Source organism: Streptomyces sp. NPDC012835 (genome assembly GCF_042900885.1).
Taxonomy (GTDB): Bacteria; Actinomycetota; Actinomycetes; order Streptomycetales; family Streptomycetaceae; genus Streptomyces.
Map to the genome: position 1 here is coordinate 1 of NZ_JBIBBW010000007.1, position 15,820 is coordinate 15,820.

Consider the following 15,820-nt stretch of genomic DNA (forward strand, 5'->3'; position numbering starts at 1 on the left):
TTTCCCTTTCCGGCGGTTCCGACTCTACCAGATCCTTTCGGGCCTGATTCCCAGTCAGAGTGGGCTGTCGTCCGGGCTGTTGGGCCCTTCCGACGAGTGAGACTTTAGCGGAATCACCGGCTCCAACGCTAATCGGGGCTGCGTCCGTTCGAACGCGGATTCCTCATTTCGCAAACTCACACGCGAAAGCCGCTGCCACCAAAAAAATGGTCGCACTGCTTCTTGTATGACCCTGCGGAGTGGCTGTCCGGGGCCGACCTGGGCCGGTGCTCACGTCGGACAGCTCGGAGAACATTACGGATCGCTGTTTCGCGTGTCAACTCGGGGGTCGGACGCTACTCTGAGGCCATGACCTCGCGTACGCACGTCCTTGAGTGGCGGGCCGCCTGACGGCGGCCCCGCTACTCGCGTACGCGTTCAACGGCCGCCGCTTCGGCGGCCGTTCGTGTTTCTCCCCCTCCGGGGAGTCCGGCCGCCGGTGACGGTGGCCGGACTCGGATCGAACCGATCAAGCAAGAGGGTGAGCAGAGAGATGACACGGATCTTCAGCGGGATCAAACCCACCGGACATCTGACGCTGGGCAACTACCTCGGTGCCCTGCGCCGTTGGGTCGAGGTGGATCAGCACCGGGCCGACGCGCTGTTCAGCGTGGTGGACCTGCATGCCCTGACCGTCGAACACGATCCGGCCCGGGTCCGCAGACTCAGCCGGCAGGCGGCCACGCTGATGCTGGCGGCCGGGCTCGACCCGGCGCTGTGCACCGTATTCGTCCAGAGCCATGTGGACGAGCACACCCGGCTGTCCTATCTGCTGGAGTGCACGGCCACCGACGGCGAGCTGCGACGCATGATCCAGTACAAGGAGAAGAGCGCGCGGGCGCGGGCGTCCGGGGAGAGTGTGCGGTTCTCCCTGCTCTCGTACCCGGTACTGATGGCGGCGGACATCCTGGCCTACCGGACGGACGAGGTCCCGGTGGGTGAGGACCAGACGCAGCACGTGGAGCTGACACGGGATCTCGCCCTGCGCTTCAACCAGCGCTACGGGCACACCTTCACCGTGCCCAGAGCGACCCGGCCGCCGGTGGCCGCGCGCGTGATGGACCTGCAGGACCCTGCGTCGAAGATGGGGAAGTCGCACGATTCCGGCGCCGGGATCGTCTACCTGCTGGACGACGCCGACACCGTACAGAAGAAGATCATGCGCGCTGTCACCGACAGCGGGCGCGATGTCGCCTACGACCGTGAGGCCAGGCCGGGCGTGTCGAACCTGCTGGAGATCCTCGCGGCGTGCACGGCCCGGGAGCCGCACGAACTGGCCGGTGCCTACGACTCGTACGGCGCCTTGAAACGGGACACCGCCGAGGCGGTGGTCGAACTGCTGCGACCGGTGCGGGAGCGGCACGCGGTCCTGGCCGCGGAGTCCGGATATGTGGAGCAGGTGCTGCGGGAGGGGGCGGAACGGGCCAGGTCGCTGGCGCGGCCCGTGGTCGACGCGGCTTCCCGCGCCATCGGACTGCTGCCGGCCTGACGCCGGTCCCGTCCCCCGACCGGCCGTCAGCCGTTGCCCGTGGCCAGGGCGCGGCTGCGGTCGCGGGCCGCTTCGATGGCGGCGATGAGGGCCGCCCGCACCCCGTGGTTCTCCAGCTCCCGGATGGCGCTGATGGTGGTGCCGGCCGGGGAGGTCACCGCCTCGCGGAGCTTCACCGGGTGTTCCCCGCTGTCGCGCAGCATGACCGCCGCGCCGACGGCGGCCTGGACGATCAGTTCGTGTGCCTGGGCGCGGGGCAGGCCGAGGAGGATGCCGGCGTCGGTCATCGCCTCGACCAGGAAGTAGAAGTACGCCGGGCCCGACCCGGAGAGCGCCGTGCACGCGTCCTGCTGGGACTCCGGGACACGCAGGGTCTTGCCGACGCCGCCGAAGATCTCCTCGGCGTGGGCCAGATGTGCGGGCAGGGCGTGGCTGCCGCCCGAGATGACGGACATGCCCTCGTCCACCAGGACGGGGGTGTTCGGCATGACGCGTACGACGGGCGTGCCGAGCGGGAGGCGCTCCTCGATGAAGGCGGTGGTGATGCCGGCGGCGGCGCTGATGACCAGCCGGTCGGCGGTGAGGTGCGGGGTGAGCTCGTCCAGCAGCGTGCCCATGTCCTGGGGCTTGGCGGCGAGGATGAGGATGTCGGCGCGCTTCGCCGCCTCGGCATTGGTGGCGGTCTCCACGCCGTAGCGCGAGCGCAGCTCCTCGGCGCGCTCGGCACGGCGGGTGGTGGCCAGCAGGTCGGCGGCTCGCCAGCCCGCTCGGATCATGCCGCTGAGCAGGGCCTCGCCGATTTTGCCGGTGCCGAGGACTGCGACTGTCTGGGGCATTGCGGGTCACCTCGCCGGTGGAAAAGGGGTGCTGCTGTCGTCCGTGCCCCATCCTCGCACCGGGGTCGGACAGGGGGCGCGCGTGTCCGAGGAGCGGTACGGCGTGGCGGCCCGCCGTGGCCACCGGGTCTGGGCGGGCGGCCGGGGCGGTGGGCCGGGCGGCTCAGCGCCGCTTCACGACGAGCGTCAGCTCGACCACGTACGCCTCCTCCAGGTTCCCGTCCGGGAAACGCGCGAGGAGTTCGGCCCGCTCGGCCGTGAGGAAGGCGTCGGACTCCTGTTCGCCGCGCATCCGGAAGATCGAGTGGCTGCCGAGATTGGCGAGGTGGGTGTCGACGGTGACGCGCCGGGTCCAGGGCACCCGGCGCTCCACGCGCGCCGGCGACTCCGGCAGCCCGTTGCCCCGGCCGTGGATGCTGTGCGCGCCGTGCGCGGCGTCCCCCGCCCAGAGGTGAATCCGCGCGCCCTGCTCCGCGATCCAGGGGACGGAGCCGTCGGAGACGTTCCACCACAGGGCGAGCGCGCCGCCGGGGCGGAGCACCCGCAGCGCCTCGGGCAGCGAGCGGGCCGGGTCGGTCCAGTGCCAGGACTGGGCGTACGTGATGAGGTCGGCGCTGCCGTCCGCGAACGGCAGTGCGTCGCCGAAGCCCCGGACGAGCGGGACGCCGGGGAGCGTCCGGCGCAGCCTGGCCGCCATGCCGGGGCCCGGTTCCACGGCGGTGACCAGGGCGCCCCGTTCGCGCAGCGAGCGGGTGGCGATACCGGTGCCCGCGCCGACATCGATGGCGTGGGCGCCCCGGAGGGGCCGGCCGGCCAGCTCCTCGACGGTGTCGAAGAGGGCGGGCGGATAACCGGGGCGGGCGGTGTCGTACTGGTCGGCCACGGCGTCGAAGGAGAGCGCGCGAAGATTCATGCCTCCCATGCTGCGTCAGGCGGCTGCCCCCGGTGGGGGGCTTTCGCGCTACTCGCGCCCGGCCTCGGGACCCTTGGCGCCCCTGCCGTCCCGGCGCCGGGCGGCCGGGTTGCCCGTGCGGGCGGCGCGGCGGCGTTGGTACTGGGCGACGGCCGTCTCGTACTCCCGGCGGCGCAGCCCCTCTCCGGGGGCTTCGGCGAGCGAGCGCAGGAAGTACGCGATCAGTGAGCCGATGAAGCCGATCGTCCTGAGCCCGCGCAGCGACTCCTCGCGGGCCGGATCGGCCGGGCGGCGGCTGAAGCCCTCCCAGGTCCCGCGGAACGCGACGGCGCTGCACACCGCGAACACCACGACGACCAGCACCCCGACGAAGGGGCCCACCGCAGCGATCTCCAGCCCCTGGTAGGCGAGGCGGAACAGCAGGCAGGCGGCGAAGGCGGTGGTGAGCGAGCCGGCGGCGACCGCCACGCGCCGCGCCGCGTAACCGCCGTCATGGCCGAGCCAGGTCGTACCGAAGAAGCGGATGGCCTCCGGTTCCGGTCCGCCGCGGCCCTCACCCGGTACGGGAGCGGTCGCGGCGGCTTCGGAGCGCCGGGGCTGTTCCTGCTGACGCTGTGCGGGGTGTTCGCTCACCGGGCGATTATCGCCCGGTGAGCGTGTTCCGTCACGATCAGGCGCAGCGCACCGTGACATAGCCGCTGCTGCCGGTGTAGACGTACGCGTCCGAGATGTACTCGCCGTTGGCGATGTTGTCCCAGATGTTCGTGGTGCCGTACGGGCCCGCCACGGACTGGCCCGGCCGCTGGCAGTTGATCGGAACGCTCGCGCCGTACGCCAGGACGCGGACGAGCGCGTACTGGGTGCCGGGGCCGCTGCGTACGTTGACCCGGTAGTCCGGGTGGACCGCGTACCGCTTGGCGGCGACCATCGCCCGCGCCTGGGCCGGGACTCGGGCCTGGACCGCAGCCTGGACCTGGACCTGAGCCTGGACCTGGGCCGGGATCTGTCTCACTGTCTCTTCGCTCGCAACCTCTTCGACCGACATGCCGTCCTCCCCCATTGAAGGTGTCGCGTCCCCGCTCGCGGGCGGGGATCTCCGCGCCGCGCACGCTAGCAAGCCGTGGCTTGATAGCACGCACCATCGACTAGGCTCCGTGCGTCGCGCTTGCGCACGAATTTCACGGGGGTGGGCGATGCCACCACTGCGCAATACCGGGTCGACCCCGGAAGCGGAGCGTCCGGATCATGCCGGTGGCTATCTGCTCGAATCAGCCCTGGGTTCGGGCGGAATGGGTGTGGTCCATCTGGCCACCTCCGCTTCAGGACTGCGCCTGGCCATCAAGGTCATCCACGTCAACCACGCCGCGGACCCCGAGTTCAGGGCGCGGTTCCGGCAGGAGGTCGCCGCCGCCCGGCGAGTGAGCGGGGCCTTCACCGCGCCTGTCGTGGACGCCGATCCGGAGGCCGGACGGCCTTGGATGGCAACGCTGTTCATCGACGGGCCCACGCTGTCCGAGCGGGTGAAGCGGAACGGCCCGCTGAGCTACGGAGAACTCGTCAGGCTCGGCGCGGGGTTGGCCGAGGGGCTGCGGGACATCCACCGCGCCGGGGTGGTGCACCGGGATCTCAAGCCCAGCAACGTCCTGTTGGCGTCCGACGGCCCGAAGGTCATCGACTTCGGCATCTCGCGGCCTGTGGACAGCGATCTGCGCACGGAGACGGGCCGGCTCATCGGCACCCCGCCGTTCATGGCCCCCGAGCAGTTCCAGCGCCCGCGCGAAGTCGGCCCCGCCGCCGATGTGTTCGCGCTGGGCGCGGTGCTGGTGCACGCGGCGACCGGGCGCGGGCCCTTCGACTCGGACAGCCCGTACATCGTCGCGTACCAGGTCGTGCACGACGACCCGGATCTGGCCGGGGTCCCCGGGGGACTCGTACCGCTGATCACCCGCTGTCTGGCGAAGGATCCGGCGGACCGGCCGACGCCGGACGAGCTGATGGCCGCGCTGCGGCCGGGGGGCCTGACGGACGGGGGCGGGGCGCGGCAGGTCCGGGCGCGTGGTGCCGGTGGCGACCGGGGCGGCGACGAGGAGGTCGGGGCCGGTCGGGACGACGGGCGGACGACGGGCGCGCCGCACGGCGCGAGTCCGCTCGTACCCGCGCAGCGCGGTCCCGGTGCGGAGGAGTCCCTGACCCCCGCGCCCACCACCACCCACTCCCCCGCTTCCGCTTCTGCTTCTGCTTCCGCTGCCAGGGCCGGGACGCGGGGGCCACGGACCGTCCGGTCTCCGGCCGGGGCCCGCCGGCGGGTGCGCTGGGCGGCGGCGGGTGCGGCGGTGGCCGCGCTGGCCGTGGTCGGCGCGGTCGGTGCGGTGGCGGTACGGGCCACGGGTGACGACACCGCGCCGACCGCCCCGGCCGGGACAGGTACGGACGGATCGCGGGCGGCGCAGACGTTCCGGCCCTGGCACACGAAGCTGCGCGGCGGCGGCCGGGGCGGTGCGGGAACCGGCGCGGGACTGCCCGTCTGTTCGGCCGGCGGGACGGGTACGGGTACGGGGTCGGGCGCGGGCGTCTACTGCGCCGCTCCCGGCGTCGCGGCGGCCGGGCTCGACCCGGACGACGGCGAGGTCCGCTGGACCGTGCCGACCGCGCGGGCGGCGGAGGGCTCGGGCGGCACCGGGTCCGGCGAGGTGTCCGACAACGGCGCGCCACCGGTCCTCTCCGGTGGGCTGCTGCTGGTCGTCGAGCCCGCCGGTACCCGGCTGAGGGCGCTCGACCCGGCGTCGGGCGCCGAGCGCTGGACGGTCGGCGTCGGCTCGTACGCCACCGTCCGGTACACCGGGAGTTCGGTGCTGCTCGTGGCGTACGACGGAGAGGTGCGCGCGCTGGACAGCGCGACCGGGGCGGCACTCTGGACGCGGCGGCACGGCGGTACGGGCACGGTCTGGGCGTCGGCGAGCGGCCCGGACGGTGGCGACGGCAGCGGCGGCACCGGCGACGGCGGCGACGGCCCGCTGTTCGCCGCGACTCCGTCGGCCGACGGTACGGCGACGGACATCAGGTCCGTCGACCCGGCCACCGGGGCCCTGCGCTGGGAGAAGCGGCTGGACGGCACCCTCACCCCGGCCGGGGCCTCCTCCGACGCGCTGTTCCTGCTCGCCCGCGACCTCGACGACCGGGTACGTACCGTGGTGCGGGTCGACGCCTCGACCCGCACCACGCGGCGCGTCCCGCTGGGCGCGCCGGTGGAGCAGGCGCAGGCCACCGTGGACGGCGACATGGTCTACGTCATGGGGTACACGGGGTCGCTGCTCGCCGTCGACACCCGTAAGGGGAAGGCCGGGGGCGTGCGCTGGCGGCTGGAGACGTCGGTCACCCGGGCCTCGCGCCCCACCGCCGCCGGGAGCCGGGTCTATCTGAGCGCGGGGGACGGACGGCTTCTCGCCGTGGACGGCGCGCGCGGGAGGCTGCTGGGGCAGACGAAGCCCCGGATGGGCACGGGCTCCGACACGCTGGTCCCCAGCCTGGCCGCGCCCGTCACCGTGGCGGACACGGTGTTCGCGAGCGCGCCGGACGGATCGGTCTTCGCCGTCGACGGCCGCGATCCGGCGCGCTGGTAAAAGGAGGCGGCCCCGGCGGTCCCGTACGTACGGGACCGCCGGGGCCGCGACAGCCGTCAGCCGAGCCGCCGTCAGCCGAGCAGCCGTCAGCCGAGCAGCGAGATGTCCCGGACCGCGCCCTTGTCGGCGCTCGTCGCCATCGCCGCGTACGCGCGCAGCGCCACCGAGACCTTGCGGTCGCGGGCGGCGGGGGCGTACACGCCGTTCAACGCCTCGCGGCGCGCGGCGAGTTCCTCGTCGGCCACCAGCAACTCGATCGAGCGGTTCGGGATGTCGATCCGGATGCGGTCCCCGTCGTGGACCAGCGCGATCGTGCCGCCCGAGGCCGCTTCCGGCGAGGCGTGCCCGATCGACAGGCCCGACGTGCCGCCGGAGAAGCGGCCGTCCGTGACCAGCGCGCAGGACTTCCCGAGGCCCCGGCCCTTCAGGTACGAGGTCGGGTAGAGCATCTCCTGCATGCCGGGGCCGCCGCGCGGTCCCTCGTAGCGGATGACGATGACATCGCCCTCGGCGATCTCCTTGCGGAGGATCTTCTCGACGGCGTCCTCCTGCGACTCGCAGACGACGGCGGGGCCCTCGAAGGTCCAGATGGACTCGTCGACGCCCGCGGTCTTCACCACACAGCCGTCCACGGCGAGGTTGCCCTTGAGCACCGCCAGGCCGCCGTCCTCGGAGTAGGCGTGGGCGACATCGCGGACGCAGCCGCCGGCGGCGTCGGTGTCGAGGGTGTCCCACCGCTCGGACTGCGAGAACGCCTCGGCGGAGCGCCGGCAGCCGGGGGCCGCGTGCCACAGCTCGACGGCCTCATCGGAGGGCGAGCCGCCGCGCACGTCCCAGGTCTCCAGCCAGTCCTTGATGCTCGGCGAGTGGACGGTGTGCACGTCCTCGTTGAGCAGACCGCCGCGGTACAGCTCACCGAGGATGGCGGGGATGCCGCCGGCCCGGTGGATGTCCTCCATGTAGTACGTGCCGCCGGGGGCGACGTTCGGCGCGACCTTGGCCAGGCAGGGGACCCGGCGCGAGACGGCGTCGATGTCGGCGAGGTCGTAGTCCAGCTCCGCCTCCTGGGCGGCGGCGAGCAGGTGGAGGATGGTGTTCGTGGAGCCGCCCATGGCGATGTCGAGGGCCATGGCGTTCTCGAAGGCGGCGCGGGTGGCGATGTTGCGCGGCAGGACCGACGCGTCGTCCTGCTCGTAGTGGCGCTTGGTGATCTCGACGACCGTCCGGCCCGCGTTCTCGTACAGCGCCTTGCGGGCGGTGTGGGTGGCGAGCACCGAGCCGTTGCCCGGGAGCGAGAGGCCCATGGCCTCGGTCAGGCAGTTCATCGAGTTGGCGGTGAACATCCCGGAGCAGGAACCGCAGGTCGGACAGGCGTTTTCCTCGATGCGGAGGATGTCCTCGTCCGAGATCGACTCGTTGACCGCGTCCGAGATCGCGTTGACCAGGTCGAGTTTTCGGACCGTGCCGTCCACCAGGGTGGCCTTGCCGGCCTCCATCGGGCCGCCGGAGACGAAGACCGTGGGGATGTTGAGGCGCAGCGCTGCCATCAGCATGCCCGGGGTGATCTTGTCGCAGTTGGAGATGCAGATCAGCGCGTCCGCGCAGTGCGCCTCGACCATGTACTCGACGGAGTCGGCGATCAGGTCGCGGGACGGCAGGGAGTAGAGCATTCCGCCGTGGCCCATCGCGATGCCGTCGTCCACGGCGATCGTGTTGAACTCGCGCGGCACGGCGCCCGCGGCCTTGATCGCGTCGGAGACGATCCGGCCGACCGGCGCGAGGTGGGTGTGGCCGGGCACGAACTCGGTGAAGGAGTTGGCCACGGCGACGATCGGCTTGCCGATGTCCGCGCTCGCTACGCCCGACGCTCGCATAAGGGCGCGCGCGCCCGCCATATTGCGGCCGTGGGTGACAGTGCGGGACCTCAGCTCGGGCATCGCCGTTCGCTCCTTCGACAGATCCTTCGGCAGAAAAGACTCTTTCCGAGCGTACGCCTCGAATCCAAGATCTGGACACGCCGTCCGGAATGCGGGATGCCCGTTTCAGTTCCCGGTCAGCTCCCGGTGACGCCGCCGCGCTCGGCGGGGCGGCGCCCGGTGAGACGGGGGCGCCCGGTGAGCCGGGGCGCCCGGTCTAGGCAGCGCTCGGTCTAGGCCGCTCGGTCTAGGCAGCGCTCGGCGTGCGGGGCTGTCCTGCGGTCACGACGGTCCGGTGCTCCGCGGGCCGCCCGGGTTGCGTGGGGCGCGGGCGGCGCGCGAGGTGCGCGGGGTACGGGCGGTGCGCGGCGGGTGGGCGGTCGTCCCCTGGGCGCGGGCGGGGCGCGGGCCCTGAAGGGCACGGGACGCGCCCGTCGACGGAGCCAGGTGGTGCCGGGCGAACGCCAGTGCCTCCGCGAGATCCGCCTCGCGCTCGGCCGCGGACATCGCGCGGCGGGTGTTGACCTCGATCACCACATGGCCGTCGAACGCGCTGTCCGCGAGGCTCTCCAGCAGCTCGGCGCACGGCTGGCTGCCCCGCCCCGGCACCAGGTGCTCGTCCTTGGCGGAGCCGTTGCCGTCGGCGAGGTGGACATGGCCGAGCCGGTCGCCCATCCGGTCGATCATGGCCATGGCGTCGGTGCGGGCGGTCGCGGTGTGCGAGAGGTCGACGGTGAAGTGCCGGTACTCGTCCTTGGTGACGTCCCAGTCGGGGGCGTAGGCGAGCAGTTCACGGTCCCGGTAGCGCCAGGGGTACATGTTCTCGACGGCGAACCGTACGTCCGTCTCTTCGGCCATCCGCCAGATGCCGTTGACGAAGTCCCGCGCGTAGTGCCGCTGCCAGCGGAAGGGCGGATGCACGACCACCGTGCTCGCCCCGAGCCGCTCGGCCGCCGCGCGGGCCCGCTGGAGCTTCACCCAGGGATCGGTCGACCAGACCCGCTGGGTGATCAGCAGACAGGGCGCGTGGACGGCGAGGACCGGGACACCGTGCCGGTCGGACAGCCGGCGCAGCGCGTCGATGTCCTGGCTGACCGGATCGGTCCAGACCATGACCTCGACGCCGTCGTACCCGAGGCGCGCGGCGATCTCGAAGGCCGTCGCCGTCGACTCCGGATAGACGGAGGCTGTCGACAGCGCCACCTTCGCGGCCGGGTTGCGCACCACTGGTTCCACCACGGAGACAGCGTACGGGCACGTGGCGCGCGGCCGGGAGCTGGTCCGGTCCGGTCCCCGAGGGGCCGGTTCCGGGCGGACCGTACCCGCTGTGCCGCCGGAGGCCCCCTATGTCGCCGGAAGCTGGTCCAGCCGGCGCAGGATGAGCCCCTCGCGCAGCGCCCAGGGGCAGATCTCCAGCGTCTCGATCCCGAACAGATCCATCGCGCCCTCCGCGACCAGCGCTCCCGCCAGCAGCTGGGAGGAGCGGCCCTCGGAGACACCGGGGAGCGCGGCGCGCTGGGCGGCGTTCATGGTGGCGAGCCTGGGGACCCACTCCTCCAGGGACGTGCGGCTCAGTTCGCGCTGTACGTAGAGGCCCTCGCCGGAGCGCGCGGCCCCGGCGAGGCGGGCCAGCTGCTTGAAGGTCTTGGAGGTCGCCACGACATGGTCCGGGGCGCCGAACCGGGAGAATTCACCGACCGTGCGGGCGATCTCCGCCCGTACATGGCGACGCAGCGCCTTCACGTCTATCGGGTCGGGCGGATCGCCGGGCAGCCGGCCGGCGGTGAGCCGGCCGGCGCCCAGGGGCAGGGAGACGGCGGCGTCCGGCTCCTCGTCCATGCCGTACGCGATCTCCAGTGACCCGCCGCCGATGTCCAGGACCAGCAGTTTCCCGGACGACCAGCCGAACCAGCGCCGGGCGGCGAGGAAGGTGAGCCGGGCCTCCTGCTCGCCGGTGAGGACCTCAAGGTCGACTCCGGTCTCGCTCTTGACACGCCCGAGTACCTGATCGGCGTTGCTGGCCTCGCGCACGGCGGAGGTCGCGAAGGGCAGTACGTCCTCGCAGCCCTTGTCCTCGGCGGCCTGGAGGGCGTCGGCGATGGTGGACACCAGCCGGTCGACGCCCTCGGGGCCGATCGCGCCGTCCGCGTCGAGGAGTTCGGTGAGCCGCAGCTCCGCCTTGTGCGAGTGGGCGGGCAGCGGACGGGCTCCGCGGTGCGCGTCGACAGCCAGCAGGTGCACCGTGTTCGAACCGACGTCGAGGACTCCGAGTCTCATGAACGGAACGCTACTGCGAGCACGCGCATACGCTGGACCCGTGCCAAAGACGAACAAGGCGAAGCCGGGCAAAGCTCAGGGCCCGAAGAAGCAGGACGAGCGGCGTCGGGAGGTCCGGGGCGCGGCTCCGGACGTGCCCGACGAGAAGGGTCTGGACTTCGCCCGCGCCTGGGTGGAGTTCCCGGACCCCGCCGACGACGAACAGGTCTTCCGCTGCGATCTGACCTGGCTCACCTCGCGCTGGACCTGCATTTTCGGCAGTGGCTGCCAGGGCATCGAGGCGGGCCGCGCGGACGACGGCTGCTGCACGCTGGGCGCGCATTTCTCGGACGAGGACGACGAGAAGCGGGTCGCGGAACATGTGGCGCGTCTCACCCCGGACCTGTGGCAGTTCCACGCGGAGGGCACGCGGACGGGCTGGACACAGACCGACGAGGACGGCGACCGGCAGACGCGGCGCTGGGAGGGCTCGTGCATCTTCCAGAACCGTCCCGGCTTCGCGGCGGGGGCGGGCTGCTCGCTGCACATCCTGGCGCTGCGCGAGGGGCGCGAGCCGCTGGAGACGAAGCCGGACGTCTGCTGGCAGCTGCCGGTCAGGCGGACGTACGACTGGATCGACCGGCCGGACGACACGCGGGTGCTCCAGGTGTCGATCGGGGAGTACGACCGGCGCGGCTGGGGTTCGGGCGGCCATGATCTGCACTGGTGGTGCACGTCGGCGACGTCGGCGCACGGCGCGGGCGAGCCGGTGTACAAGACGTACCGGCCCGAGCTGACGGAGCTGATGGGCAAGGAGGGGTACGAGCGGCTGGCCGAGCTGTGCGAGCGGCGGATGGCGAGCGAGCTGCCACTGCTCGCTCCCCATCCGGCGGATCCGGCCCGGTCCTGAGCGGATCCGGGCGGCGGGACTGAGCGGATCCGGCCGGGACTGAGCGCTCAGTCCCGGTCGCGGCCGGGCCCTGAGCGGTCGCGGCCGGGCCCTGAGCGGTCGCGGTCCGGTCTCAGTCCGACGGCGGCGGGTCGGCGGGACCGCTCGCCGTCGGTTCGGGTTCTGCGGGGTCGGGGTCCGAGGGACCGGGACCGGACGGCTCGGGGTCAGGGGGGCCGGTGCTGGAGCCGGGGTCGGAGGGGCCCGGGTCCGAGGGAGCCGGGTCGGTGGGCCGGGGCGTGCCGGGGCCGGAGGTGCCGGGCGGCATGGTCGGCCGGGTGGTCCCCGGGCCTCCCGGAACGCCGGGAACGCTGGGGCGGCCGGACGTGGGCGGCCTCGGTCCGTAACCGTGGATCTTCACCACCGCCCCCGCCGGATAGAGCGCGATCCGCGCGCTCCAGGGCCCGGAGGGCGCGCGCCGGTGGTCCACGGTGACGCGGACGGTGGTGGACCCGCCGGGTGTGAGCGTGCCGTAGTGGCTGCTCAGCCGGAGCCAGGGCGCTTCCGTCCCGGCGGTCCAGGAGACCGGCTCGCCACCGGAGGCCCGGAGTGTGATCAGCGTCGTGTCCCCGCTGGGGTGCGCCTCCACCGAGATCCGGCCGGGGTTCGCGCGCCCGGGGCCGACCGGCGGTACCCCGACACCGTCGCTGATGACCTCGACGGAGACGCCGGGCGCACGGCTGCCCTCGATGAAGCGGGAGCCCTTCCCGTCCTGGGTGCTGCCGGCGTTCTCGTAGTGCTCGTACGGCTGCCCGTCCACGCGGTCGGGTGCTTCCGTCTCGCCCGCGGTCACCGAGGAGCCGCTGTGGCCCTCGCCCGTCTGCGGCACGCCCCGGTGCGCGGCCCAGAGGGCGAGCACGGGGGCGGCGACGACGGTCGCGACGACGGTCGTCGTCACGGCGCGCGCCCGCAGCCGGTCGCGGCGGGCCGCCCGGTCCTTGGGGTCCATCGGGAAGCCGTTGCGGTCGAAGCGCGGCGCGCTCGCGCGGGCCCGGGGCGCACGGATCATGGCGGCGTAGGCGGCGCTCCGGTCCACGGTGACCAGGGGCAGGACGGCGGGAGAGCCGATGGGCGCGGCGGGGGGCGCGGAGGCGGCGGCCGGTCCGGTGGCGCCCGGACCCGTCGGGTTCGGGGCCGCGCCGCCCGTGCTCGTACCGCTCGGGGCCGCGCCGCCCGTCCCCGTACCGCTGTCCATGGCCGTACCGCCCGTGCGCCGTGGCGTCCCGGCCGGGGGCGGGCCCGAGGGGCGCGATCCCGGCCAGGGGCCCGCCGCCTCGACGCGCTCGGCGGCACGGCGGCAGCGCGGGCAGTCGTCCACGTGCCGGACCAGTTCGCGCCGGAGCGTGGCGGAGAGCAGTACCTGATGATCGCCGGTGAGCCGGGCGACCGACGGGCAGTCGCCGGTGTCGACGACGGCGAGCGCGGCGCGGGTGCGCTCCACCTCGCAGGCGGCGGAGGAGAGCAGCTCGCGGGCGGCCGGCGGGTCCATGGACACGACACAGGCGACCTCGTCCGGGGCGAGCCGGTGGCGGACGGACAGCTCCAGGACCTCGCGCTGCTCGGGGGTCGTACCGGCGGCCTCCGGCCAGGCCAGCAGCGCCAGTTCGTGCCTGCGGCGTGCGGCGGTCTCCTGGGCGACGGCGGGCGTCGGCCCCTCTGTCCCCTGTCCCTCCCCCTGCCCCTGTTCCGGCACGGGATTCGGTGCGGGATTCGGTGCGGGTCCCGGCGCGCGGTTGCCCGCGTGCGCCCCCTGTCGGCCGCGCCGCTGTTCGGTCACCTTGCGCAGACACGACCAGCGGGCGATGGCGTACAGCCAGGCTCTGCGCTCACCCGTGTCGGAGGGGCAACGACCTTGCTGCCGTTCGGAGATGGCGAGAACGTCACCCAGCACCTCGGTGGCCGCGTCGTGGTCGCACAACACGGAGAGGCAGTAGGTGAACAGACCGTCCAGATACGGTTCGTACCGGGCGGGCGGGTGCTGCGCCACCGACTGGGGCGCACGATGGACCGCGCGGTGTGCGCCGGTGGTGTGCGTGGGGGGCTCGGGGCTGCTGCTCATCACCCGCCGACGGTAGACATTCAGGCCCGCGGCCTTCACACCCCTTGAGCCTATTTAATCCTTACGGGTGAAGGTATCCCTCAAAAGGGGACACGAACGTCTCCTTTCGAGGCGCTCCGCCACCTGCGGGGCCCCTCTGTCCGCCCCCCGGTCCGTCTCCCGATCCGCCCCTCGATCCGCCTCTCGGTCCGTCTCCCGATCCACCTCTCGGTCCGTCCGCCGGACGGCCGGGGCCCGGCGTCGCACCCGCCCCGGTCGGGACTGTCGGTGGGCCCCTATACGGTGACGCCATGGCTGCCCGTACGAAATCCGCGAAGGACCGGCCGTCCTACCGCTGCACCGAGTGCGGATGGACGACCGCCAAGTGGCTCGGCCGCTGCCCCGAGTGCCAGGCGTGGGGGACGGTGGAGGAGTACGGCGCGCCCGCGGTGCGGACCACGGCGGCCGGCCGGGTCTCGGCCGCCGCGCTCCCGATCGCCGAGGTCGATGTCCGTACGGCCACCGCGCGTTCCACCGGGGTGGCCGAGCTGGACCGGGTGCTGGGCGGCGGCCTGGTGCCCGGCGCGGTGGTCCTGCTCGCGGGCGAGCCGGGCGTCGGCAAGTCCACGCTGCTGCTGGACGTCGCGGCGAAGTCGGCCGGCCCCGAGCACCGCACGCTCTATGTGACGGGCGAGGAGTCCGCCAGTCAGGTGCGGTTGCGCGCCGACCGGATCAACGCGCTCCACGACGATCTGTATCTCGCCGCCGAGACGGACCTCTCGGCCGTCCTCGGCCATCTCGACGCGGTCAAGCCGTCGCTGCTGATCCTGGACTCCGTGCAGACCGTGGCCTCGCCCGAGATCGACGGGGCGCCCGGCGGTATGGCACAGGTGCGCGAGGTCGCGGGCGCGCTCATCCGGGCTTCGAAGGAGCGCGGGATGGCGACGCTGCTGGTGGGCCATGTCACCAAGGACGGCGCGATCGCGGGCCCCCGGCTGCTGGAGCATCTCGTGGACGTCGTGCTGTCCTTCGAGGGCGACCGCCACGCCAGGCTGCGGCTCGTCCGGGGCGTGAAGAACCGATACGGGGCGACCGACGAGGTCGGCTGCTTCGAGCTGCACGACGAGGGGATCACCGGGCTGACCGACCCGTCGGGGCTGTTCCTGACCCGCCGCGACGAGGCCGTTCCCGGTACGTGCCTGACCGTCACCCTGGAGGGCAAGCGCCCGCTCGTCGTGGAGGTGCAGGCGCTGACGGTCGACTCGCAGATCCCCTCGCCCCGGCGCACCACCTCCGGCCTGGAGACCTCACGGGTCTCGATGATGCTGGCCGTGCTGGAGCAGCGCGGCCGGATCAGCGCGCTCGGCAAGCGGGACATCTACAGCGCGACGGTCGGCGGCGTGAAGCTCACCGAGCCGGCCGCCGATCTCGCGGTGGCGCTCGCGCTGGCCTCGGCGGCGAGCGACACCCCGCTGCCGAAGAACCTGGTCGCGATCGGCGAGGTGGGGCTCGCCGGGGAGGTCAGAAGGGTCACGGGCGTGCAGCGCAGGCTCGCAGAGGCACACCGTCTGGGCTTCACCCAGGCCCTCGTGCCGAGCGACCCCGGGAAGATCCCCGCTGGTATGAAGGTCACGGAAGTCGCTGATATGGGTGATGCTCTGCGGGCATTGCCGCGCCGGGGTCGTACGGACGCCCCACGGGAGGACAACGCTCGCCGGTAGACTTTGCCCTGGTCTCGCCCATCCGTACGAGCCGGAGGAGTGC

At 73.1% G+C, this 15,820-nt stretch carries 12 protein-coding genes; 4 read left to right on the top strand and 8 right to left on the bottom strand.

What is annotated here, in order from left to right:
• Positions 1–532 precede the first annotated feature (532 nt).
• The gene (gene trpS / locus ACFY6S_RS25560) at positions 533–1,528 is read left to right on the top strand and encodes a tryptophan--tRNA ligase (protein ID WP_388827725.1); all 996 of its coding nucleotides are present in this window, start codon (positions 533–535) and stop codon (positions 1,526–1,528) included.
• Between the two features lie 26 nt (positions 1,529–1,554).
• Here trpS and proC read toward each other — a convergent pair whose 3' ends face one another.
• The 4 genes from proC to ACFY6S_RS25580 all read right to left on the bottom strand — a co-directional run bounded on the left by proC (position 1,555) and on the right by ACFY6S_RS25580 (position 4,205).
• Complete coding sequence (gene proC / locus ACFY6S_RS25565; protein ID WP_388827722.1) at positions 1,555–2,364, bottom strand: pyrroline-5-carboxylate reductase; 810 nt, start codon at positions 2,362–2,364, stop codon at positions 1,555–1,557.
• A gap of 163 nt (positions 2,365–2,527) precedes the next feature.
• Complete coding sequence (locus ACFY6S_RS25570; RefSeq protein ID WP_388827719.1) at positions 2,528–3,286, bottom strand: class I SAM-dependent methyltransferase; 759 nt, start codon at positions 3,284–3,286, stop codon at positions 2,528–2,530.
• 39 nt (positions 3,287–3,325) lie between these two features.
• Positions 3,326–3,910, bottom strand: a complete 585-nt coding sequence (locus ACFY6S_RS25575) for a hypothetical protein (RefSeq protein ID WP_388827716.1) — start codon at positions 3,908–3,910, stop codon at positions 3,326–3,328.
• 37 nt (positions 3,911–3,947) lie between these two features.
• The gene (locus ACFY6S_RS25580) at positions 3,948–4,205 is read right to left on the bottom strand and encodes a peptidase (protein ID WP_388827792.1); all 258 of its coding nucleotides are present in this window, start codon (positions 4,203–4,205) and stop codon (positions 3,948–3,950) included.
• 265 nt (positions 4,206–4,470) lie between these two features.
• On the opposite strand from ACFY6S_RS25580, the gene ACFY6S_RS25585 reads away from it, so the two are divergent.
• On the top strand, positions 4,471–6,897 hold the full coding sequence (locus ACFY6S_RS25585) for a PQQ-binding-like beta-propeller repeat protein (protein ID WP_388827713.1): 2,427 nt from the start codon (positions 4,471–4,473) through the stop codon (positions 6,895–6,897).
• 86 nt (positions 6,898–6,983) lie between these two features.
• Here ACFY6S_RS25585 and ilvD read toward each other — a convergent pair whose 3' ends face one another.
• The 3 genes from ilvD to ACFY6S_RS25600 form a co-directional block, all read right to left on the bottom strand.
• On the bottom strand, positions 6,984–8,834 hold the full coding sequence (gene ilvD / locus ACFY6S_RS25590; protein ID WP_388827710.1) for a dihydroxy-acid dehydratase: 1,851 nt from the start codon (positions 8,832–8,834) through the stop codon (positions 6,984–6,986).
• Positions 8,835–9,095: 261 nt separating this feature from the next.
• Positions 9,096–10,052 carry a sugar phosphate isomerase/epimerase family protein gene (locus tag ACFY6S_RS25595; RefSeq protein ID WP_388827707.1) on the bottom strand — a complete coding sequence of 319 codons (957 nt, stop codon included), beginning with the start codon at positions 10,050–10,052 and terminating at the stop codon, positions 9,096–9,098.
• Positions 10,053–10,157: 105 nt separating this feature from the next.
• On the bottom strand, positions 10,158–11,090 hold the full coding sequence (locus tag ACFY6S_RS25600) for a Ppx/GppA family phosphatase (RefSeq protein WP_388827704.1): 933 nt from the start codon (positions 11,088–11,090) through the stop codon (positions 10,158–10,160).
• Positions 11,091–11,130: 40 nt separating this feature from the next.
• Between ACFY6S_RS25600 and ACFY6S_RS25605 the strand changes: the two genes are divergently transcribed.
• A complete protein-coding gene (locus tag ACFY6S_RS25605) occupies positions 11,131–11,979 on the top strand; it encodes a hypothetical protein (protein WP_388827701.1) in 849 nt (282 codons plus the stop codon).
• Between the two features lie 112 nt (positions 11,980–12,091).
• Here ACFY6S_RS25605 and ACFY6S_RS25610 read toward each other — a convergent pair whose 3' ends face one another.
• Complete coding sequence (locus ACFY6S_RS25610; RefSeq protein ID WP_388827698.1) at positions 12,092–14,077, bottom strand: hypothetical protein; 1,986 nt, start codon at positions 14,075–14,077, stop codon at positions 12,092–12,094.
• A gap of 290 nt (positions 14,078–14,367) precedes the next feature.
• On the opposite strand from ACFY6S_RS25610, the gene radA reads away from it, so the two are divergent.
• Positions 14,368–15,777: a DNA repair protein RadA gene (gene radA, locus ACFY6S_RS25615; RefSeq protein ID WP_388827695.1), complete on the top strand. Its 1,410-nt coding sequence runs from the start codon at positions 14,368–14,370 to the stop codon at positions 15,775–15,777.
• Positions 15,778–15,820: the final 43 nt, after the last annotated feature.

Bases quoted from the DNA above. Each gene is read 5' to 3' on its own strand.
- ilvD (WP_388827710.1), bottom strand. From the start codon at position 8,834: ATGCCCGAGCTGAGGTCCCGCACTGTCACCCACGGCCGCAATATGGCG.
- ACFY6S_RS25570 (WP_388827719.1), bottom strand. From the start codon at position 3,286: ATGGGAGGCATGAATCTTCGCGCGCTCTCCTTCGACGCCGTGGCCGAC.
- ACFY6S_RS25610 (WP_388827698.1), bottom strand. From the start codon at position 14,077: ATGAGCAGCAGCCCCGAGCCCCCCACGCACACCACCGGCGCACACCGC.
- ACFY6S_RS25600 (WP_388827704.1), bottom strand. From the start codon at position 11,090: ATGAGACTCGGAGTCCTCGACGTCGGTTCGAACACGGTGCACCTGCTG.
- ACFY6S_RS25580 (WP_388827792.1), bottom strand. From the start codon at position 4,205: ATGGTCGCCGCCAAGCGGTACGCGGTCCACCCGGACTACCGGGTCAAC.
- ACFY6S_RS25585 (WP_388827713.1), top strand. From the start codon at position 4,471: ATGCCACCACTGCGCAATACCGGGTCGACCCCGGAAGCGGAGCGTCCG.
- trpS (WP_388827725.1), top strand. From the start codon at position 533: ATGACACGGATCTTCAGCGGGATCAAACCCACCGGACATCTGACGCTG.
- proC (WP_388827722.1), bottom strand. From the start codon at position 2,364: ATGCCCCAGACAGTCGCAGTCCTCGGCACCGGCAAAATCGGCGAGGCC.
- radA (WP_388827695.1), top strand. From the start codon at position 14,368: ATGGCTGCCCGTACGAAATCCGCGAAGGACCGGCCGTCCTACCGCTGC.